This window comes from Pelodictyon phaeoclathratiforme BU-1 (assembly GCF_000020645.1).
GTDB lineage: Bacteria > Bacteroidota > Chlorobiia > Chlorobiales > Chlorobiaceae > Chlorobium > Chlorobium phaeoclathratiforme.
This window is the reverse complement of sequence record NC_011060.1, coordinates 442,144-463,358: the sequence shown is the minus strand read 5'-3', so window position 1 is coordinate 463,358 and position 21,215 is coordinate 442,144. Positions and strand designations below refer to the sequence as shown.

Sequence of the window (21,215 nt, the reverse complement as noted above, 5' to 3'; positions counted from 1 at the left end):
TTATGACACTGACACCTGAAGATATTTCTGCTATCTGGCTCTCTCTGAAGGTGGCGCTTACGGCGACTCTGCTTGCTTTGCCTTTCGGTTTTGCTCTTGCATGGCTGATGGTCTTCAGGAAGTTCAGGGGAAAAGTGGTGCTCGAAGTGCTGGTCAACCTCCCGCTCACGCTTCCTCCGGTAGTGATCGGTTTTTTTCTGCTGCTGCTGCTTGGAAAAAATGGCTGGATCGGAAAAGTACTCGATGCATCGGGCATGCCGATTATTTTTACCTGGAAAGCTGCCGTTCTTGCTTCGGCAACCGTCGGCTTTCCCCTGCTGGTTCGCTCAATACGGCTTGGCATGGAGTCTATCGACCAGCAGCTTATCGAGGCCTCCCGAAGCCTTGGCGCCGCATGGTACGACACGCTTGTTACCATTATTCTCCCGCTCTCCCTGCGGGGAATCATGGCGGGTTCGTCGCTGATGTTTGCCCGAAGCCTTGGTGAATTTGGCGCTACCATTATTGTTGCCGGCAATATTCCCGGTATGACGCAAACCATTCCGCTGGCTATCTACGATTATGCCAGTTCGCCCTCAAGTGTCACTATGGCTCTCTCGCTCTGCCTGGTCTCGATCATTATTTCGGTCGTTGTGCTTCTTGTTCATGAACTGCTTGGTAAAAAACTTGACCGGAGGAGTGCGCTTTGAATCTGCGGATTGATGCTGAGAAAAAACAGGGCAGCTTCCTCCTGCAGCTCAAGGCGGATGTGTCGGGGGATCGCATCGGTATTTTCGGCCAGTCCGGGAGCGGCAAGTCGACGCTTGTGCATCTTATTTCAGGGCTTCTTCAGCCGGACAGGGGTGAGATCTATCTGAATGATGAGTGCATGTTCAGCTCGGTGAAGGGTATCGATCTCTCCCCTGAACGTCGGCGCATTGCGATTGTTTTTCAGCAGGCGATGCTTTTTCCGCATCTCTCGGTCAAAGCTAATCTGCTTTACGGCTACAGGCGTTGCCACGCTGAAAACCGCCGTATCAAACCGGAGGCTCTGATTGCTTTATTGAAACTGCAGCCGCTCATGCAGCGGGGTGTGCATAATCTTTCCGGCGGTGAGAAACAGCGTGTCGCTCTTGGCCGGGCGGTGCTTGCAAATCCTCGCCTGCTGCTGATGGATGAACCGCTCTCGGCTCTTGATGATACGCTGCGATTTCAGATCATTCCCTATCTGAAGAGTGTGAGTGAGGAGTTCGGAATCCCTTACCTCTTTATTTCGCACTCGATCCTTGAGATGCAATTGATGACCGACCGAATTCTTGTGATCAGGAATGGCCGAATGGATGAAACAACAACTCCCGACCAGCTTGCACGAAACAGCATGGCTGATAATCCGAAGGGCTATCTCAATCTTCTGCATCTTGCCGATCCGGTTCTGCAGAACGGTTTGTATGCTTACTCCTGGGGCCGGAACAGCCTCCTGATTTCGGGTGGAGGGGCCGACAGAGCATCCCTTTTTGAGCTTTCGTCTCGTGAGATCATCCTTTTCAAAAAACATCCTGAAGCGATCAGCGCACGAAATCTTTTGCATTGCACGGTTACAGAGATGTTTGAGTCGGATGGAAGGGTTGGTATTGTGTTGTCGGTCAATGGTGAAAAACTTGTTGCTGAAATTGTCCGTTCAGCCGCAGATGAACTGGATATTACGATCGATTCTCCTCTTTTTGCCGCAATCAAGGCCTCCTCTTTCAGAAAGCTCGCATAATCGGGGCACTGCCTCTCAACTTTTAATGCCTCGTTCCTGTTTACTTTCAGGTTGGACAGGAAGAAATTAAACGCAAACAAAAATGACTCTTTCGGGCAAAAAGGTATGCTTCATGACTGGCGCTTCGGGTGTGCTTGGCAGTGAAATTGCGCTTGCTGTGGCCGGACAGGGATATACGGTTTTTTTTACCTGGAATGCTTCGGAGTCGAGGGCTACCGAAGTTCTTGAAAAAATCAGGTGGATCAGTCCTCTGTCGCAGATGGTTCGGTGTGATGTGTCGAAGAGTGGCGATATTGTGCGTGCGTTTGCGACGTTCAGGGAGCAGTTTGACCGGCTTGACCTGCTTATTACCAGCGCATCGAATTTTTTCAGGACACCCTTGCCCAATGTTACTGAGGAGCAATGGGACAGTCTGGTCGATACCAATCTGAAGGGAACTTTTTTTACCATGCAGGAGGCTGCTGCAATCATGTGCAAACAGCCCTTCGTCTCGCGCATCATTACGATGACGGATATTTCTGCTGATCTGGTCTGGCGAAACTTTGCACCCTATACGGTATCGAAGTGCGGTATACAGCACCTGACCAGGATTTTCGCAAAGGAGTTTGCACCGACTATTCTGGTAAACTCTATAGCTCCGGGAACGATCACACTCAATCCACAGAAGGAGATGGATTCCGAGGAGGAGATGGTGAGAAAAATACCGCTTCAGCGTCTTGGTGACCCGCTTGATATTGTTAAATGTATCACCTTTCTTCTGGAGAGTGACTATATCACCGGTCAGGTTCTTAATGTGGAGGGTGGACGGCTTCTGCAGTAAGTGTGCCATGCAAAGAGCACATTGTTTTTTATTATATTGCCGTGCGAGCGTTTTGAAATCAAGTTTTGTACCGTAAATACGCATAACCAGTTTTTATACTCTTATGGAACAGGAAGTAGAGGTAACCATTCATCGCAGCAAACCCGCCGATCCGGTTGAGGAGCCGCAACACGAAACAAAAATTCCGGAGCAGCTCAAGGAGCTCAGTGAGACCATTTCTGACACCTTTTCTTCCTTCAGGGAGAGCGATTCGTATGAGTGGCTTTTGAAAAAGGCTGACAAGGCGACGGATTATGTCAAAAAAAATCCGATGCCTGCAATACTCGTTTCACTGGGTGCCGGCACCTTGTTCGGACTTTTATTCAAGAAAAGGAGATAACAGCTATTGACCAGTCAGAAAACATGATGAACCGTAAAGCAGGAAAGGAGCAGGGTTCTGCCTCTTCGAAAAGCAGACGCAGCGGCATTGCCAAACTCCTTGATGATACGGCAGTGTCGACCTATGAGGACGTGAGGGCTATTATTGATGCAAAGTTTGAGCTGCTCAAAATTGAGTTGACCGAGAAGCTCTCTGTGATTGCATCGGCGGCTGTCGTTGCTGTAATCCTTGTTGTCGGTATGACCTACCTGCTCACAACTGTTGCGCTGCTGATCGGCGAGCTTCTGGGTCATCCTTTTCTGGGCTATCTCATCGTGAGCCTTCTTTTTCTCTCTTGCTTTTTATTCTTCACCAGGTTCAAGCCATTATTGCTGAGAAACCTGATTCAGAAAATTCTTTTATCGCTCCATGACTACAACTAATGAACCGTTAACGGGCATTCAGGCACGCATTGAAGAGCTGCAGAATACTATTGCGGAAAAGGAGACCCAGATCAAGGCAAGGGGTCATCAACTGAAAGAGGAGATCGGGGCTGAGCTTTCGCCGGTTGAACTGGTCAGAAAACATCCGTTTCCTGCCACAGCCCTGCTTTTTGTTGCTGGATTACAGCTTGGAAAAACGCTGAGAAGCGGTATGACCTCTTCCGCTTCCGCCCCGGCAGCAGTGACTATCTCCCCTTCAGTTGAGCACGCGCCGTCGCCACGGAAGGGTGCACTCTCGACCTTCGGGCTTGAGGTGCTCCGCTCTGCGAAGGATCTGGGATTTACCTATCTTCAGCGCTATATCGACAAGAAATTCAAATAATCGTACGCTTTTGCCCCGGCCAATTCGAAACCGCACAACAAGGGTCGGAGCGTTTTTTTGCAGAAATTCCATACTTCACCAATCAAACAAAACCCGCCAGCGTTGCAGAACAAAGAGCACTTTTATGTAAACAGAAATGCCAGGGAACTTTTTCATCTGACTGATCCTGAGTTCCTCTCTTTACCATCTTCCGGTCAGGAAAGTATCATAACATCGGAACGACAGACTGCCGTCATCAACAATTTTCTGAAAAAGCTGAAGGGCGCCGATGCGAAGCCGGTGCTGCCAGCGCAGTTCCTCGGCATGAAACTGCTGCATGCGCTCTTTCACTCGATTATGACGAAAGCGATCGCTTTACGGCAACCGGACTTTCTGGAGCGTCTCTCGGGTACGCTGAAGGAGATGCTTTCTGAGGAGGAGTCGGAGGAGTACCTGAAACGATTTGTCGCCTCTTTTCCTGCGCAGAATGTCTATGCCGGAACGGAAACGCCTTCGGAGTGGCTTCGGCTGCAGGAGAATCGGAAGCATGTGCTTGAGGAGTCTTTCCTGGTCTGGCTGAATAATCAGAACCCCGCTTTGGAACAGTTTTCCGATCTTTTGAACGATGAGAAGCTGACACGGGAGAGTTCGTACCGGAAGGTGATTATGACCATGCGAAGCTCCATGCAGGCAATGGGGCCTGTGGGGCCCGACCATATCGATCTTGCTGAATTGCTCACCCGCCCCATAAAACATGCTCCGACCTCCATTCTTGAACAGCTTCGCTATATCCGCCTGAATTGGGGTGATCTGCTCGATGAGTCGCCTCTTTGGGGATTGCTTGGCGGCGCCATCGATTTTATTGAGGATGAGGATAAGTACCTCTTTTTCGAAAAGATTGCCCAGGAGCGTGCTCTGCGAAATGATGGCCATGTGTTTGAGAAAGAGGTTCATGTCCCGGAATACAGCTCTCTGGATGATGCCAATGCTCCGGCAAACTACTCTATTGATTCGTCGTGGATGCCTGAAGTGGTGATGCTTGCCAAAAGCACCTATGTCTGGCTCGATCAGCTCAGCAAGATCTATCGGCGCCCGGTTCACCGACTGCAGGATATTCCCGATGCTGAGCTTGACCTTATTGCTGAACGCGGCTTTACGGCATTATGGCTTATCGGACTCTGGCAGCGCAGCTTTGCTTCCCAGAAAATCAAGCAGCTCCAGGGAAATCCTGAGGCCAAGGCGTCGGCATATGCTCTTGAAAATTATACGATTTCCGATGACATTGGCGGTTATGAGGGTTATCACAACCTTTTTCAGAGAGCCAAACAGCGTGGTATCCGCCTCGCAAGTGATATGGTGCCAAATCACACCGGAATGGATTCTGAACTTGTCCGAAACAATCCGGACTGGTTTCTCTCCTCTCACACGGCTCCTTATTATAACTACTCCTATAATGGGCCGAACCTCAGCAGTGATTCGCGCTATGGTATCTACCTCGAAGATGGGTACTGGAACCGTTCTGATGCGGCAGTGACCTTCAAGCGGGTTGATTACCTCACTGGTGATACGCGATACATCTATCATGGCAATGATGGTACCATTATGCCCTGGAATGATACTGCACAGTTGAATTTTTTGAGTGCGGAGGTTCGTGAAGGGGTGATTCAGCAGATTCTTCAGGTTGCGAGGATGTTCCCCATTATCCGTTTCGATGCTGCAATGGTGCTGGCGAAACGGCATATCCAGCGTCTCTGGTTTCCGCTTCATGGTCACAGCGCGGGGGTTCCATCGCGTTCAGCAAATGCCATGAGCATGTCGGAATTTGATGCCGCCATCCCTGAGGAGTTCTGGCGTGAGGTGGTTGACCGTATTCACCAGAAAGTGCCTGATACGCTGCTGCTTGCAGAGGCGTTCTGGATGCTTGAGGGCTATTTTGTCCGCACGCTTGGCATGCACCGGGTCTATAACAGCGCTTTTATGCACATGCTGAAAAAGGAGGATAATGCCAATTATCGCTACCTGATCAAGAATACCCTTGAATTTGACGCTGAAATTCTCAAGCGCTATGTCAACTTCATGAATAACCCTGATGAAGATACGGCCATTGCGCAGTTTGGCCGGGGGGATAAATATTTCGGTGTCTGCATGATGATGCTGACCATGCCTGGACTGCCTATGTTTGGCCATGGACAGGTGGAGGGTTTTACCGAGAAATATGGCATGGAGTATGCAAAGGCCTATTATGATGAGCAGCCGGACGAAAATCTTGTCGGGCGTCATTATCGCGAGATCTTTCCGATCATGAAGAAGCGTCCGCTCTTTGCCGAGGTGCGCAATTTTTTCCTTTATGATGTCTATTCACCGGAAGGGGCAGTCAATGAGAATATCTTCGCCTATTCCAATCGACTGGGTGAGGAAACTGCCCTTGTTGTCTTTAACAACTGCTTTGAACAGGCTACGGGCTGGATTAAAACTTCGGTCGGCTATCTGCAGGATCATGAGATCCGCCAGAGTTCACTCTCTGAAGGACTCAATATTGGCCGTCAGGAGAATGCCTTCGTTATCTTCAGGGATCATGCGAGTGGTATGGAGTTTCTCCGCTCTTGCAGGGAGATTGCCGACAATGGGCTCCTTGTTGCTCTCGATGGCTATAAGTATAATGTCTTCCTTGATTTCAGGGTTGTTACGCCGTCAAAACTCAGGCCCTACGACCGGCTTGCTGCGGAGCTCAATGGCCGGGGGCTCGAGTCGATAGAGCGTGCTGCTCTTGCCATGAGTCTCTCGCCGCTGCACCGGATTATCACAGCCGCCCTGACGGGGGAACTGCTTCCTGCTGTGGATGAGTGTGGAGTGGAAAGCGATGCGATTGGCCTGTTCGAGAGTGCCGTGGCTTCGCTGCTTAACAGGGCTGGCGCTACGTTCAGTGAAATTATGGAAAAACCGCTTGCTGTTCCCTCCGCTCTTGCATCGAAGGCGGCTGAGCTTTATGGCAGGGCTCTCCTCTTTCCGGATCTTCTGAAGGGAGATGCGCATTCCGGCAAACTTCAGTTGGCTCTTGGTTTGGGCAGCGAAGGGGGCCTGGAGTATGCAACCCTTGTGCGGCAGTGGGTTATGCTTGATGCAGTGCAGCAGATGGTTGCTGCAGCCGGAGAGATCCATTCGAACCTGATTGATGACTGGCTGATGAGTGATGCGCTCAGGGCAATCTATCCTGAATCGGGAATGATCGGTATTCCTGCTGAAAACCTGCCTGACCTGCTTGTCTGCATGCTCACTCCTCAACCGGCGGCTGCAGGAGCAGATGAAGCGGCTGAGGCCTCTCTGCTCGCTCCTGTGAAAGCGCTCTCTACCCTCAATCAGCTCCATCTGGGCCGTATGCTGCAATTTGATGAGCGGCATGGTAAAAGATGGTTCCGCGAGCATCGTTTCAGCGTTCTGGTGGCGTGGCTTACGTTACAGGAGTTGCTGAAAGAGCGTTATGGGGTTGCTTCTGATGATGAGGTTGAGGTTGAGGTTGAGGTTGAGGTTGAGCAAATGGAGAGGGTAGTTGCCCGTTGGGTGGAGGCTTCAGGAGCGCTTGACATGGAGGCTTTCCTTTCGGGATATGAGATTGGCGAGTTGATGCGACTGAAAGTATAGTCGCCCCGTAGCCCCGCAAGAAGTGGTTGGGAGAGAGGCTGTTTTTCTTTTTCAGTGAGATGCGATAGACAAAAAAAGCCCGGTAGTGAACCGGGCTTTTTTTGTTGCAGAATTGAGTGGCTTATAATGCTGCGGATTCGAGGTAAACACGATAGGTGTTGATGAGCAGGAAGGCGAGAACGAGCAGTCCAATGATGGTAAAGATTGGACTTTTCTCCTCTTTTGATGACTTGGTGTCAATGAACGGAACCAGTATCCAGAGGATTGCGCCTACGGTGAAGAGGATGATTGCAACCAGCTCTCCGTTGGGGAAGGTGAAATCCTTGAGCAACTGGAACTGTGCCCAGAAATACCATTCGGGTTTGATGCCAAGTGGCGCAGAGGCAAGTGCGTCGGCCTTGACGCCTATCTCCCAGGGGGAAACCACTGCAAGGTAGACAAGAAGAGCGAAACCGATCAGCCAGCCGATTGCATCTTTGGCAAGGAAGGTCGGGAAGAACTTCTCGTATCCTTTGATCATGCCTGACTCTTTGTATCCGATCGGCGCCGATGTGCCAAGAACCTGAACCAGAAGCAGGTGAGCCGAGAGTACCAGCATCAGAAGACCGGGAAGCAGCACTACATGCAGTGAGAACATACGGGTAAGGGTTTCACCGCTCACCTCTTCACCACCACGCAGGAGAGTGACAAGGAATGCACCGCCGGGTGCAACTTTTGGAACTTCGGTTCCTACCTGGGTTGCAAAGAATGCGAGTTCGTTCCAGGGAAGAAGGTATCCGGTAAATCCGAAGCCGAGGCTGAGCACAAGCAGGACAAATCCGCTCACCCACATCAACTCACGTGGTTTACGGTAGGACTTCATGAAGAAGGTGCTGAACATGTGAATGAAGGCCATCATGACCATTGCGTTGGCCGACCATGCATGCATCTGGCGAAGAAGCCAGCCGAAGGGTACTTCCTGCTGAATGAAGACAAATGAGGTGAATGCTTCTGCTTCTGTTGGTTTGTAGTACTGGAGAAGCAGCAGACCGGTCAGAATCTGGATAATGAAGAAGAAAAGGGTGAGGCCGCCAAAATAGTACCAGAATGAGAGACGGTGCTTTGGGACTTCCTTTTTCTTCAGATAATCGATTACCGGCAGTACAACGTAGAATCGTTCCTGGAACCATGCGCCCAGGTCACTGACTCTCGAATCCTTGTAGGGATTTGAGGCCGCACGCTCTACGGGTGGTTTATAGACGCCGCCTGTGGAGGCCGCAGGTTTGGCCGCGCCTGGAGCAGCGGGTTTTGCCGTGCCTGGAGCAGCCGGCTTGGCGGCAACCGGAGCGGCGGGTTTCGGCTTGGCCGGAGCACTTCCTGCCATAGCGTTTTTATTGTTTTCAGCCATCTTTCCTGACTCCCTTGGTTTTCAAAAATTAAAGGTTAAGCTTTCGAAATAATGAGATTTTCCCCTTCAACCCTTACTTTGTACGGAGCCAAGGGTAACGGCTGCGGGCCTGAGATGATTTCGCCGGTCTGCTGGTACTTCGCTCCATGACAGGGGCAGAAGATGAGGTTCTGGGCATTGTCCCAACTTACACTGCAGCCGAGATGCGTACACACTGCACTGCATGCGGTCAGCTTTCCGTTGTCGTTGATGACAATGACCTTGTCTTTGTTGAACTGATAGATCTTGCCGGTATTTTCAGGTACTTCTGTTGCCTTGCCGACATTCAGTTCATTGACGCTTGCGACCTCTTTGAGGGGTGGCGGAATGAGATATCTGACAACCGGATACAATGTTGATATGGCCACTGCCGCTCCGACGCCTCCAACAATTTTTCCAAGAAAACTGCGACGCTCAAAATCGGCCTCTTTGATACCCTGATCCCGGGGCTTGCCACCGGAAACTGAACCGGCCGAAGAGGGTGACGCGCTATCTCCAAGTCCTCCCATTCTTGACGGGCTCTTGAAATTACCTTGTTGTGCCATTACAACCTGTCTCCTTTTTTATATCTATGTTATCAAATCAAAAGGTATTTACCGCCCGTGGCTTAAAACAATACGTTACTGCCTCCATTTTCCATATTTGATAGCGAATAACAGCAACCTTCACGTATTAAATTCAGGCGAACCCAAACAGAGAGTGAATTTATAATTTTTTCATCGATTATTCCAATCCAAAGAACGCTTAAAACGGTTATAAATGCCGTACATGATCGACGCCTCTCCATCTCGCCAGATGCGGCTGCGGGTGAAAACGCGCATAAACCTTGACTCTAATCGGAGTGGATTGAGAAATTCCGATATCCCTGTGATGTTCTCGATCTGCTGATCCTCGGTCTGCAGGGTGATTGAGGAGGCAAAACGTAAATAGAAGGGCCCGGCATCGAGCACGGTGTTGTGGTGAATTTTCAGGTTTGCATGTTCAAAGTGCAGGTAAAGATCGCGGCTGTGCAGGGGGGAAAAAAGACCTCGTCTGAAGTTGCTTTCATGAAACTGCACTGTATCATAAATGGTAAAGGTTTCGCTCTGGTTGTCGTGAAGAAGCAGGAGGGAAAGTGGTTGATAGTCGTTGTTTTTAAAAAACACGACATAATAGATGATGTCGAAGTGCGCGGAAAAGGCACGGCCCCAGTACCAGCGGGAGATATATTCCTGCATGGGAACGGCGCCGAGGTTATGGTCATGATAGCCTTTCGCCTTGACTGGAATGGTACGAACGGTATGGTCTGATGTTTCTGTAATGGTAATGGCGCCTTCGACATCGGCTCCCGGAACGCTTAAAAGCCACTGGTGAAGGGGTACCCTGCCGTTGTTGTTGTTATCTTTTTTTTCGTAAACGAGCCTCTTGCACGATTTGAACAGCAAGGTTGCTTTGAGGGCTTTGTGACGGGCCGGAAAGGTAAAGTCAATGTCGAGGGTATACTCGTCCCGCAGTGCGTTGTAGGTAAAACGGTTTTTTTCGAAGCGGACACCAATATCGGTGCGACTGCTTTCAAAGAGTTCGCGGCGACCCTCGCGGATGAAATTGATGATCTCTCGCTGGTTTTCATACAATTGGAAACTGAAGCCGGAGTAGTTGGAGGGTGAGGGTGCGTCGGCCCGGCTCCGGTTTTTCCACTTTTCGTAATGGCTGGTGTAGTATGGGGAAAAAGGAAAGCCGGAGAACCAGATGAGGACGAAAGAGAATCCGCTCTCTTTGTCTTCAGCATCGAAGTACCACCACTCGTACGCTCCCGGATCCTGCATTTCGTGCCAGCGTTCCTGATCGAGCTTTGTGGTAATTTTCATGCGGGGGGTTGGTGATATTCAAACACGGTGTGCATTGCGGGATGCTTTGCATGACATATGTGAGTCGGATAAGGTGGATCGCAGGATAGTGGAGGAGCTATGTTCATGTGAAAAAGATGACAACATTGTTTGTGCCGCCTTTAACCGTTGTGGACAGAGAGGGAATCGAACCCACGACACAAGGATTTTCAGTCCTTTGCTCTACCAACTGAGCTATCTGTCCTCCGAGATGGCAAAATATAGGAATAAATCTTTCACAACAAAAAGAAAAAACAAAATTGCGGAGCACTCAGGCGCTGCGCTCCGCAATACCATCCGACTGGCTACGCCGAAAAGGTGATTTTTTCTCTCCCTTTCAGAATGCGGCGAAGTACGGTCTCTTTGCCGAGTACTTCGAGCATGTGGTAGAGACTCGGGCCAAAACTCACTCCGGAGGAGACTATTCTCAGGGGGTGTATGAGCGCTGCTGCTTTCAGACCTTTCGGGGCAACAAACTCCTTGAGATGCGCTTCGATGTTCTCTGCACTGAACTCTTCGAGGGTGGCGAGTATTTCGGTAAACTCCTGAAGCAGTGAGTTGGTGTCGGGCGCCCACCGCTTCTTGACGGCTTCCTCATCATAGGAGTCGGGCTCGAAAAAGAAATAGGAGGAAAAGGTTACAAATTCGTGCTCAAATCCGACGCGCTCGCGCATCAGCTCGATAACTTTTTCAAGGTAGGCTTCACTGGTGATGAGGTCGACGGGCATCATCGTCTCCTTGCGCTCAAGCTCGGCCAGAAGAATCGGTTTTATGACGGGAACAAGCTGCTCTGTGGGCCGATTCTTGATGTACTGTTTTTCGAGCCAGTTGAGTTTATCGATGTTGAAAACAGCACCGGCCTTGCCTACCCGTTCGAGCGAGAATTTTTCAATAAGCTGCTCCATGCTGTAGACCTCCTGCTCGCTCCCCTCTCCTTCGTTCCAGCCGAGCATGGCTACAAAATTGATGATGGCATCATTGCTGTACCCTTTGCGGATATAGTCTTCGACGGCAACATCTCCCTGCCTTTTGCTGAGTTTTGAACGGTCAGCATTGAGCAGAAGCGGCAGATGAGCAACCTTGGGTGGTTCCCAGCCAAAAAATTCGTAGAGAAGAAGGTGCTTTGGCATGGAGGAGAGCCACTCTTCGCCTCTGATGATATGGGTGAACTCCATCAAGTGATCATCAATGACGCTTGCAAAATGGTAGGTCGGAAAACCATCTGATTTCATCAGCACCTGATCGTCTATGGTTGCGGAATCAAATTCGACGGGACCGCGGATGATATCCTCAAACCAGACTGAAACGTAATCGGGCACTTTCATGCGAATGACGTAGGGGCCCCCTTCGTCAAGTTTTTTTCTGATGACACTCGGCGGCATGGAACCACCCATCTCTTCAGGGAGCCATTTTCTGTTGTATTTCGGCTGAAGACCCTGTTTTATCTGGAGCTGCCGGTTCTCTTCAAGCTCCTCGTGCGTTGCGAAACAGTAATAGGCATGCTGGTCGTCGAGCAGTTGCTGACAGTAACGTCCGTAGAGATCAAGTCGCTCGGACTGGACGTAGGGACCATAGTTGCCACCTTTTTCAGGACTTTCATCAGCCACAATTCCTGCCCATTCAAGGGCCTTGATAAGATTCTGCTGCGCCCCCTCAACTTTCCGAGTTTGATCGGTGTCTTCAATTCTGATAATGAAGTCTCCGTGCATTTTTTTTGCAAACAGGTAGTTATACAGGGCGGTTCGCAGACCGCCTACATGCAAATATCCTGTTGGAGAAGGTGCAAACCTGGTTCTAACCCTTTGACCAACCATAATGAGCGTCGTACTGTTAATTGTTTACAGGGAGCTATTGGAAGAGCTGGGAATTTAAGAAAAACTCACCGCATTCATTCATAAGATAGAAGATTAACCCGAAAGTCTTGAATCCCCTGCACGTAATGGCTAAAACTTTTCAGTCAAGGAAACATTTAAAAAAAACTTTTTGTTCTCGATTGTAACTTTACTTTTAATTACTTTTAATGTAGCAAGTTACATTTTGTGTCATTACCTAACATTTTTTATGTCTGAAAATCCCGTAAAGAGACCAGGAAAAGATGGCTCGCGAAATAAGTTCAAGCCTGTGCAGGAAGAGGGCGGTACCCCCGGATGGTTTCGCTCTAAAGGCGAAAGTCCACAGGGAAAGTTTCCTGGCTTTCTTCTTTTTCTGATGGCAGGACTGTTGATGCTCTTTGTTTTTCTTCGTTTTTTTTCAGGCACTGATGCCCCTGAGATAACCTATAACGAGTATAAATCCGTTCTTTCCAGAGCCCTCGTTACGGAGGTGACGGTTAAAACGTATGAAGATAAATCGGCAATCCTGAGCGGAAAACTGAACGCACCAGCCCAGCTTCAGCTCATCGACAAAACGACGCTGCAGACGAATCGTTTTGCCGTGAGGGTTCCCTCTTTCACTCTTGAACAGGCTGATATGCTGACGGAAAAGGGGGTGCGACTGAAGGTTGAGAAGGGCTCCAGCGACTTGAACACTTTTTTAGCGCTCTTCGCCCCATGGATTATTTTTGCGGCTCTCTATTTTTTTCTTTTCAGGAGAATGAGTGGACAGAATGGCGCCCAGGCAAAAAATATTTTCAGTTTCGGAAAAAGCCGCGCAAAGATGGTCAGCGAGTTTGAGGTTAAAACCACCTTTAAGGATGTTGCCGGTGTTGATGAGGCCATTGAAGAGTTGCAGGAGACGGTAGAGTTTCTCACGAATCCTGAAAAATTCCAGAAAATCGGCGGAAAAATACCGAAAGGGGTGCTGCTGCTTGGCCCTCCAGGTACCGGAAAAACCTTGCTTGCCAAGGCCATCGCCGGTGAGGCAAAGGTTCCTTTTTTCTCCATTTCGGGTGCGGATTTTGTTGAGATGTTTGTCGGCGTCGGCGCTGCCAGGGTTCGGGATCTCTTTGAACAGGCGAAGAAAAATGCGCCTTGTATCATTTTTATCGATGAGATTGATGCGGTCGGAAGAAGCCGGGGCGCTGGATTGGGTGGCGGTCATGATGAGAGGGAGCAGACCCTGAACCAGCTTCTTGTTGAAATGGATGGTTTTACGACAAACGAGAATGTTATCCTGATTGCGGCAACAAATCGCCCTGATGTCCTCGATAGCGCACTGCTTCGACCGGGACGCTTTGACCGCCAGATCACCATCGACAAACCTGATATCCGGGGGCGCGAAGCCATTCTGAAAATCCATACCAGAAATACGCCTCTTGATGGGGATGTCGATATCACGGTGCTTGCAAAAAGCTCTCCTGGCTTCTCGGGCGCTGATCTGGCAAATCTGGTCAATGAGGCTGCCCTTCTCGCTGCACGCCATGAACAGGTGCTTATTACAGCCGTCAATTTCGAGCAGGCACGCGATAAAATCTTGATGGGCCCCGAAAGGAGAAGCATGTTTATTTCTGATGAGCAGAAAAAACTGACGGCCTATCATGAGGCTGGCCATGTGCTTGTTTCGATTCATACCAAGGGATCTGATCCTATCCATAAGGTAACGATCATTCCAAGGGGACGCAGTCTCGGTCTTACCGCTTATCTGCCTCTCGAAGACCGCTATACCCATAACAGGGAGTACCTGCTTGCGATGATTACCTATGCGCTGGGTGGCAGGGTGGCCGAGGAGCTTGTTTTTCAGGAGTGCAGTACGGGCGCGGCAAACGATATTGAGAAGGCGACCGATATTGCCCGGAGGATGGTGCGACAATGGGGTATGAGTGAATCACTGGGCCCGATTAACTATGGGGATAGCCACAAGGAGGTTTTTCTTGGAAAGGATTACTCCCATATTCGCGAGTACAGTGAGGAGACTGCCCTGCAGATTGATGTTGAGGTTCGCAATATCATTATGGGGTGTATGGAAAATGCAAAAACGGTGCTCAGTGAACAGCTTGCTGTTCTGCATCGACTTGCCGGAATACTGATTGAAAAAGAGTCGCTGAACGCAAGGGAGATACAAGAGATTACAGGCCCTGGACAGGGTGCTCTTCCCAATCCTGTAACCGCATAACCGGAGATCACTGCAAAAATGCCAATGCATATCGCTGCTTTGCTTTTTCTCGGCGTTTCGGCTGGTATCCTTTCGGGCATGTTCGGCGTCGGAGGAGGCATCATCATTGTCCCTGCTTTGGTGCTGCTCTTTGGCATGACGCAGCAGAGCGCTATTGCTACGTCGCTTGTGGCGCTGCTTCTGCCGGTTGGTCTGCTTGGAGTGATTGAGTATTATCATTCCGGAAAAATTTCGACAACGAACATCTGGATTGCTCTTCTTATTGCCGCCGGGCTCTTTACAGGGGCCTATTTTGGAGCTAAAATAGCAATCCATCTTTCAAGTGATACTCTCCGCAAGGCTTTTGCTGTTTTTATGGGAATTGTCGCTCTTCATCTTTGGTTTAAATAAGCAGATACTTCATTAATAATCTGAACCGTCCATTACCATGGGAAAAACGACCACAAAGGCTGATCTTGTCAATGTTATCGCGCACAAAACCGGCTTGACAAAAAATGAAACGGAATCGGTGGTTGACAGCCTGTTTGAAAGCATCATTGATTCACTGAAAACCGGAAAGCGAATTGAGATCAGGGGTTTTGGCTCATTCAATATCAGGCATAAAAATTTTCGTCAGGCAAGAAACCCGCGAACAGGCGAGAAGGTGACGGTGGAGCCCAAAAACGTGCCGACATTCAAAATCTCGAAAGAGTTCAAACATGCGGTAAGTGAAAGCCTGAAGAGCGATACTGAATAACTCTGCCAACAGAGGTGATAGCCGTCAGGGAGTTCCCTGGGCGCGACCGTCAGCATGTGAGGGCTTGTCGGTGTGTTGTTTTCGTGCAGCATTCCTGCAACGCTGAGTGAAGAGCCTGGCGTCAGAATGAATTGGAGCATGATGCCCTGAAGGAGATGAAGGGGTCGTGAGTGCACATGCTGAGGGGAGATGAACGGCAGCCGTAACTGCCGTTTCATGAGCTTGCGATGCGAGGGAGATGCGCTATCGGGTGAACTTTTCGTTATTCGCCTTCAAAATCGGTAAGGGAGTAGATGCTGTAGCCCTTTTCAAGGATTTTTCTCTCTCCTCCGATGTCGGGAAGATTGACAATAAATGCCATCTCGGCGACAATGCCGCCAACCTTTTCTACCAATGCTGCGGCTGCAAGGGCTGTGCCTCCGGTTGCCAGCAGATCGTCAACAAGAAGAACTTTCTGACCTGCAACGAGCGCGTCTACATGAATTTCGATCGTGTCACTTCCGTACTCAAGCTGGTACTCCTGCGAAACAACATCAGCAGGCAGTTTTCCGGGCTTTCTGACGGGAATGAAGCCTTTGCCAAGCGCATAGGAGAGCGCACCACCAATAATGAATCCCCGCGCCTCAATACCGACGATAACATCAAAATCCATCCCCTCTTGCAGATAGTGCTGCGTCAAACTGTCAATAACCAGCCGGAAACCAACCGGATCCTTGATGAGTGTGGTGATATCGCGAAAGAGGATCCCTTTTTTTGGATAGTCGGGAATGGAACGAATACGGGATTTAATGGGCATGGATTCTGAATGATTTTGTTAATAAGAAGAGAGAAGAACAGGGCATGAAAATCAAGATAGCACTCTCCCTTTTAAATTCAAATCCTCATCGAGGGAGTCGATCCGTACCGGCACTTCATTTCCTGGAAGGGTGTGTTGCAATTGGCTTTCGTTGCTCTCAACCAGGACTCTGAGGTAGTTTCGGGTATAACCGCTGTATGCGGGCTGCCCCGCCTCCACGGGCTTTGAGCGCTCGATGAGTACCATGCACTCTTTTCCGGTATAACGTGCCTTGAAGCGGGCTTCATGCCGACGGCCAAGCTCTGCAAGTTCGCTGTAGCGCCGGGCGATCTCTGCGGATTCAACGGGTTTGCGCTCACTGTTTGTGATCTGGAGGGCAAGCCGGGTTCCGGGACGAATTGAACAACTGAACACATGAAGGGAGGCAAGAGGAAGTTCTTCAATAAAATGGTACATCTTCAGAAAATCTTCTTCTGTTTCTCCTGGATAGCCAACCATGACATCGGCTCCAATTGCACAGTCAGCAATGTTTTCAACCGACATCAACACCCGGTCGCGATAGAGTGCCGTATCGTAATGGCGGCGCATGGCCCTGAGGATTCTGTCGGAACCACTTTGAAGGGGAATATGAAAATGGGGTACAATTTTTTTTGATCCTGCAACAAGTGCAATCAGCTCACGGTCAACAATGTCGGGCTCTATGGAGCTGATACGAATACGACTGATACTGACCTCTTCAAGCATGCGTAACAGCTCTTTCAGCTTGAGGCCTCCAGAACGATAATCACCGGTATTGACACCGGTAAGCACAATCTCCCGATATCCGGACGAGGCCAGCAGATGGGCTCGCTCGACAATATGGGCAGCAGGCAGGGATCGTGACCCTCCCCTGATCAGGGGAATTGCACAGTAGGAACAGCCATTGTCGCAACCATCCTGTATTTTCAAAAATGCACGGGTTCGTTCACAACTTGCTGCTGCCGGCAGTGAATAGCCTGGGTATACCTTTTCAATCGTGTTGGCTGGCGTAACCCTGACAAGGGGTGATGGCTCCGTCCCGAGCAGAATATCTTCATATCGTTTTATGTCAAATTTATCGTTACTGCCGAGGATTGCATCTATTCCATCTATTGCGGAAAGCGCTTCAGGGTTGAACTGGGAATAACAACCAATAACAGCAATTTTGCTGGAGGGATTTTTTCTTTTAATCGCCCTTATTTTTTGACGACATTTCTGTTCTGCCTGTTTTGTCACTGCACAGGTATGAATAATAATAAGATCTGCTCTCTCCCCAATCGACGATAACAGCCAGCCTTTTTTGGACAATTGATCAAGAATAGTGGATGTTTCGGCATAGTTCAGTTTACATCCAAGTGTTACAGCAGCAACTTTTTTATTGCTATGTTCTTTCATATTATTCTTTTTCTCACTTTGTCATACTCTGAAAGCGCTCGTCATTATAAAGAAAAAACAATAAATGACAAACCATGATGACTCAATAGTATCGTCTTGCAGGGATAAAGATATTAGTATATATTTAAGCCGAATAACGATATTGCTGTTCAAAACACAAAGAGAGAGTACCATGAGCGCTATAATAAAAGAGAGTGGATCGCCTGACAAATATGATCTTTTTATTCAAAGGATTGATTATTTTCAGTCACTTGTTGAAGAAAAAAAGAATCTGCAGGCAGAGATCAATTTGATTCAGAAAGAGTTCAATGAAAAAGTGAGGCCCCTGGAAGATGAGCTTGCAAACGTTATAAAAAAGCTTGAAACAAACCTTTCGAGGCTTGAGGGAGCTGCTTCTGTTCCAACTGCCAGTTCGAAGTTTGCACGCGGCCAGCTTGGCGCATCAATCAAGGAGTTGCTCCGGACGAATCCTGACAAGAGCTTCAAACCACGGGATATTGCTGAGGCACTGAATATAAAGGGAACAACCGTGAGCCTCTGGTTTAACAAGTATGGGGTGGCTGATCCGGAAATCGACCGTGTCCCGACAGGAAAAGAGGGCAAACGTTTTGTCTACAGAATCAGGTGAACTCCTGCGAAGGAGCCTTTCAGGGAAAAAAGCGCATCACCATGCGCTTTTTTCGTTTTATCCCAACCTTCCGGAATAACCGAGAGTTCTTTTGTTCCGAAGGAAATTCATTGCCAGCCCAACCATAATCATATTTCCGACCAGAGAAGAGCCGCCATAAGAGACAAAAGGAAGAGGAACTCCAATGACCGGAATCATGCCAAGCGTCATACCAATATTGATAATCACATGGACACATAAGAGCGAAACGAATCCGGCAAGTGTGAGTTCAACGAATTTGTTGTTTATTGAATGAATAGCCCAGATTATTCTGAGAATCAGCGCAAGAAAAAGCGCAATCAAAAGGGATGCTCCAATAAAACCAAGCTCTTCGGCAATAACACAAAAAATAAAATCAGTCCACTGTGCGGGAATAAAACGCAGTTGCGTCTGAGTTCCTTCAAGAAATCCTTTACCAAAAAAACCGCCTGAACTGATCGCTATTTTAGCCTGGAGGGCGTTATATCCTGCGCCTCTTGGATCTGACATGGGATCAATAAAGGTCTGAATTCTTTTTATCTGATGAGGCTTGAGAATTTCACTGGCAAAATTGTGGGTAAAAAGACTGGCAGCAAGACCTGAGCCGATAACAAACAACTGATGAACGTTGAATTTCGTATGTTGAAGACGTAGTATGGTCATCAGAAGCAATGCAAGAACAAAAATAAAATAGATATTGAAGAAACCGGAAATCATGAGAATGACGGGAAAAACAATCAACATCAGAACATAGATATCAAATCCTGCAAGAATGAGCATGGAGGCAATCAGGGGCAAAAAGGTAAGCATGGTTCCCATATCCGGTTGCAGCATGATGAGCAGGACGGGGAAAAAGGGAATTGCAAGGGCAACCAGCAGATGGGGAATTGAGCTGATGTCCGTTTCGTCATCGGAAAGAAATCTTGCGAGTGCAAGAATGGTCGCCATCTTGGCTATTTCAGAGGGCTGAAAACTCAAAAAACCAATTTTCATCCAGCTTGTCTGTCCTGCTATTTTTTTACCAAAAATCAGAACGGCCACCAGAAGCAGCAGCCCGACAGCGTAAAAGATATAGGAGTTATCCCTGATAAAACGAACATCGTTATAGTAGACAAAGAGCAAGGCGACCACGCCAACGATAGCCCAGACCAACTGTCGGTAAAAAAGGGTTGTGTCGCCCGTTCCGTTTGTTGCGCTGTAAATGGCCATGAGCCCGAAAACAATAAGCCCCGACATCGATAGCAGAAGCGAGAGATCAAGTTTGGATTGTTTTTCCATTTGCGTATTGAGCTTACCCTTTTTTCATTATCATGACAGATGGTAATTTAGTATAGTCAGTATTGTATTTGTGCAAACAGATTGAACCTTTTATAAAAAAGTTCCATGTCATCTTCTCCTTTTTCCTGCGGTTTCGCCATTATCATCGGGCCGCCCAATGCAGGCAAATCTACCCTGCTTAACGAGCTGCTCGACTACAAGCTCTCCATTGTAACACCCAAGCCGCAAACTACCAGAAAAAAAATTACCGGTATCTACCATAACGAAAAGTGTCAGATTATCTTTCTTGATACGCCGGGAATCATGAAGCCGCAACAAAAACTTCATGAATCGATGCTTGGAGTGATCCGCGATACGCTGAAAGATGCCGATGTGGTCATTGCCCTGCTCCCCTTTTCAGGAAAAAAGGATTTTTTTGACCGCCCTTTCGCCGAAGAGCTTTTTGGCAACTGGCTGAAACCAGCGGGAAAACCGGTTATTGCTGTTCTGAATAAATGTGACCTGGTCAGCGCTGAACGTCAGGAGGAGGCTGAGGCGTTCGTCAGAAAGAGCTGGAACCCGGCTGCCGTGCTCTCGGTTTCGGCATTGAAAGCGACTAACCTCCCGCAGCTTATCGAGACCATTCAGCCGTTTCTTCCGCTCGACTATCCGCTCTATCCGGAAGATACGCTCAGTACGGCTCCGGAACGCTTTTTCGTGAGTGAAATTATCCGCGAAAAAATATTTCTGCTCTATGGCCGTGAGGTTCCCTACTCTACCGAAGTGGTTATTGATGAGTTCCGCGAACAGTACGAAAATGATCCAACAAGAAAGGATCTTATCCGCTGTTCGGTTATCGTTGAACGGGAGACTCAGAAACAGATTCTGATCGGCAGCAAGGGGGCCGCTCTGAAGAAGCTTGGCCAGACGGCAAGAAAGGATATTGAGGAGATGCTGGGCCGCCCGGTCTTCCTTGAGCTCTTTATCAAGGTTCGGCCCGACTGGCGAAAGAATCAGAACTTCCTGAAAAGTTACGGATATCATTAAATACCTTTTGGCGGGCGAAAATGAGACACAAATATGAGACCATCTTATACTGGAGCGAAGAGGATAGCGCTTTTATTGCTGAAATCCCGGAACTTCCTGGTTGCATGGCACATGGTGCCTCACAGGAGGAGGCCCTTGCGAATGTAAATGAGGCGATGCTTCTTTGGATAGATACGGCAACAGAGTTCGGTGACCCAATTCCGGAACCTAATGGTCGTCGTCTTATGTATGCCTGAAATACTTTGGTGCACAGCAAGCTTCATATAGTGGTTGAGCGAAAAAAACTATAACATGGGGCTATTATGGCCTCTGCTGACTTCTTGCCCCACATTGCTGCGTCGCCCTTTCAGACATAAGGCGAGATCTCCCCAGGTAAGAACGCAATCCTTACCCTCGCATCCGCCGGATTTACGCTGCATGGACTTTAACCACGAGAGCTTTTCAGTCATTAGCCCGCTCTCCCCGCTCTCCCCCCAAAAAAACGCTTCGAAGTTCAATTGTGTCCTGATCGACCATAATAAAAGCTTTCCTTGACACTTACTCCCAAGCACCTCACATACACCGAGCCTCTCGGCCAGTGTTTTCTGCACAAACGCAATGCGAACACGAAGGGCATT

20 protein-coding genes and 1 tRNA gene are annotated in these 21,215 nt (G+C 48.9%); 13 read left to right on the top strand and 8 right to left on the bottom strand.

The annotated features are described in order from the left end of the window. The first annotated feature begins 2 nt into the window (after positions 1 to 2). The 7 genes from modB to PPHA_RS02345 all read left to right on the top strand — a co-directional run bounded on the left by modB (position 3) and on the right by PPHA_RS02345 (position 7,362). Positions 3 to 689, top strand: coding sequence for a molybdate ABC transporter permease subunit (gene modB, locus PPHA_RS02375; protein WP_012507295.1), 687 nt, complete (start codon positions 3 to 5; stop codon positions 687 to 689). Continuing rightward, the gene (gene modC, locus PPHA_RS02370; protein WP_012507294.1) at positions 686 to 1,741 is read left to right on the top strand and encodes a molybdenum ABC transporter ATP-binding protein; all 1,056 of its coding nucleotides are present in this window, start codon (positions 686 to 688) and stop codon (positions 1,739 to 1,741) included. The genes modB and modC overlap by 4 nt, the downstream gene beginning before the upstream one ends. Positions 1,742 to 1,823: 82 nt before the next feature. Further along, a complete protein-coding gene (locus PPHA_RS02365) occupies positions 1,824 to 2,561 on the top strand; it encodes an SDR family NAD(P)-dependent oxidoreductase (protein WP_012507293.1) in 738 nt (245 codons plus the stop codon). A 103-nt stretch (positions 2,562 to 2,664) separates the two neighbouring features. Further along, positions 2,665 to 2,940, top strand: coding sequence for a DUF883 family protein (locus PPHA_RS02360; protein ID WP_012507292.1), 276 nt, complete (start codon positions 2,665 to 2,667; stop codon positions 2,938 to 2,940). Positions 2,941 to 2,963: 23 nt separating this feature from the next. Next, complete coding sequence (locus PPHA_RS02355) at positions 2,964 to 3,362, top strand: hypothetical protein (protein ID WP_012507291.1); 399 nt, start codon at positions 2,964 to 2,966, stop codon at positions 3,360 to 3,362. After that, positions 3,349 to 3,744: a hypothetical protein gene (locus tag PPHA_RS02350; protein ID WP_012507290.1), complete on the top strand. Its 396-nt coding sequence runs from the start codon at positions 3,349 to 3,351 to the stop codon at positions 3,742 to 3,744. Before PPHA_RS02355 ends, PPHA_RS02350 begins: the two co-directional genes overlap by 14 nt. A 102-nt stretch (positions 3,745 to 3,846) precedes the next feature. Further along, entirely contained in the window at positions 3,847 to 7,362 is a 3,516-nt protein-coding gene (locus PPHA_RS02345) for an alpha-amylase family glycosyl hydrolase (protein WP_223293956.1), read from the top strand. Between the two features lie 121 nt (positions 7,363 to 7,483). On the opposite strand, the gene PPHA_RS02340 is transcribed toward PPHA_RS02345, so the two are convergent. From PPHA_RS02340 to gltX, 5 genes are all read right to left on the bottom strand, one after another. Further along, complete coding sequence (locus PPHA_RS02340) at positions 7,484 to 8,749, bottom strand: cytochrome b (protein WP_012507288.1); 1,266 nt, start codon at positions 8,747 to 8,749, stop codon at positions 7,484 to 7,486. A gap of 35 nt (positions 8,750 to 8,784) precedes the next feature. Further along, positions 8,785 to 9,333, bottom strand: a complete 549-nt coding sequence (locus PPHA_RS02335) for a QcrA and Rieske domain-containing protein (RefSeq protein WP_012507287.1) — start codon at positions 9,331 to 9,333, stop codon at positions 8,785 to 8,787. Positions 9,334 to 9,504: 171 nt separating this feature from the next. Beyond that, positions 9,505 to 10,635, bottom strand: a complete 1,131-nt coding sequence (locus tag PPHA_RS02330; RefSeq protein WP_012507286.1) for a carotenoid 1,2-hydratase — start codon at positions 10,633 to 10,635, stop codon at positions 9,505 to 9,507. Between the two features lie 150 nt (positions 10,636 to 10,785). Further along, positions 10,786 to 10,858, bottom strand: a tRNA-Phe gene (locus PPHA_RS02325). Positions 10,859 to 10,958: 100 nt separating this feature from the next. Further along, entirely contained in the window at positions 10,959 to 12,467 is a 1,509-nt protein-coding gene (gltX, locus tag PPHA_RS02320) for a glutamate--tRNA ligase (protein ID WP_012507285.1), read from the bottom strand. 247 nt (positions 12,468 to 12,714) lie between these two features. Between gltX and ftsH the strand changes: the two genes are divergently transcribed. The 3 genes from ftsH to PPHA_RS02305 are packed head-to-tail and all read left to right on the top strand — an operon-like array spanning position 12,715 to position 15,439. After that, positions 12,715 to 14,703: an ATP-dependent zinc metalloprotease FtsH gene (gene ftsH / locus PPHA_RS02315; protein ID WP_012507284.1), complete on the top strand. Its 1,989-nt coding sequence runs from the start codon at positions 12,715 to 12,717 to the stop codon at positions 14,701 to 14,703. 18 nt (positions 14,704 to 14,721) lie between these two features. Beyond that, positions 14,722 to 15,093 (top strand): sulfite exporter TauE/SafE family protein, encoded by a 372-nt coding sequence (locus PPHA_RS02310; protein WP_012507283.1) that lies wholly within the window; start codon positions 14,722 to 14,724, stop codon positions 15,091 to 15,093. A gap of 37 nt (positions 15,094 to 15,130) precedes the next feature. Further along, entirely contained in the window at positions 15,131 to 15,439 is a 309-nt protein-coding gene (locus PPHA_RS02305) for an HU family DNA-binding protein (protein ID WP_012507282.1), read from the top strand. Between the two features lie 262 nt (positions 15,440 to 15,701). On the opposite strand, the gene PPHA_RS02300 is transcribed toward PPHA_RS02305, so the two are convergent. Next, on the bottom strand, positions 15,702 to 16,235 hold the full coding sequence (locus PPHA_RS02300; protein WP_012507281.1) for an adenine phosphoribosyltransferase: 534 nt from the start codon (positions 16,233 to 16,235) through the stop codon (positions 15,702 to 15,704). A gap of 51 nt (positions 16,236 to 16,286) precedes the next feature. Beyond that, positions 16,287 to 17,648, bottom strand: coding sequence for a tRNA (N(6)-L-threonylcarbamoyladenosine(37)-C(2))-methylthiotransferase MtaB (mtaB, locus tag PPHA_RS02295; protein ID WP_012507280.1), 1,362 nt, complete (start codon positions 17,646 to 17,648; stop codon positions 16,287 to 16,289). Between the two features lie 172 nt (positions 17,649 to 17,820). Here mtaB and PPHA_RS02290 point away from each other — a divergent pair, with 172 nt between their 5' ends. Next, entirely contained in the window at positions 17,821 to 18,276 is a 456-nt protein-coding gene (locus tag PPHA_RS02290; protein ID WP_012507279.1) for a hypothetical protein, read from the top strand. 57 nt (positions 18,277 to 18,333) lie between these two features. Here PPHA_RS02290 and rodA read toward each other — a convergent pair whose 3' ends face one another. After that, complete coding sequence (gene rodA / locus PPHA_RS02285; RefSeq protein WP_012507278.1) at positions 18,334 to 19,572, bottom strand: rod shape-determining protein RodA; 1,239 nt, start codon at positions 19,570 to 19,572, stop codon at positions 18,334 to 18,336. Between the two features lie 105 nt (positions 19,573 to 19,677). On the opposite strand from rodA, the gene era reads away from it, so the two are divergent. Continuing rightward, the gene (gene era, locus PPHA_RS02280; protein WP_012507277.1) at positions 19,678 to 20,598 is read left to right on the top strand and encodes a GTPase Era; all 921 of its coding nucleotides are present in this window, start codon (positions 19,678 to 19,680) and stop codon (positions 20,596 to 20,598) included. A 20-nt stretch (positions 20,599 to 20,618) separates the two neighbouring features. Then, on the top strand, positions 20,619 to 20,834 hold the full coding sequence (locus PPHA_RS02275) for a type II toxin-antitoxin system HicB family antitoxin (RefSeq protein WP_012507276.1): 216 nt from the start codon (positions 20,619 to 20,621) through the stop codon (positions 20,832 to 20,834). Positions 20,835 to 21,215: the final 381 nt, after the last annotated feature.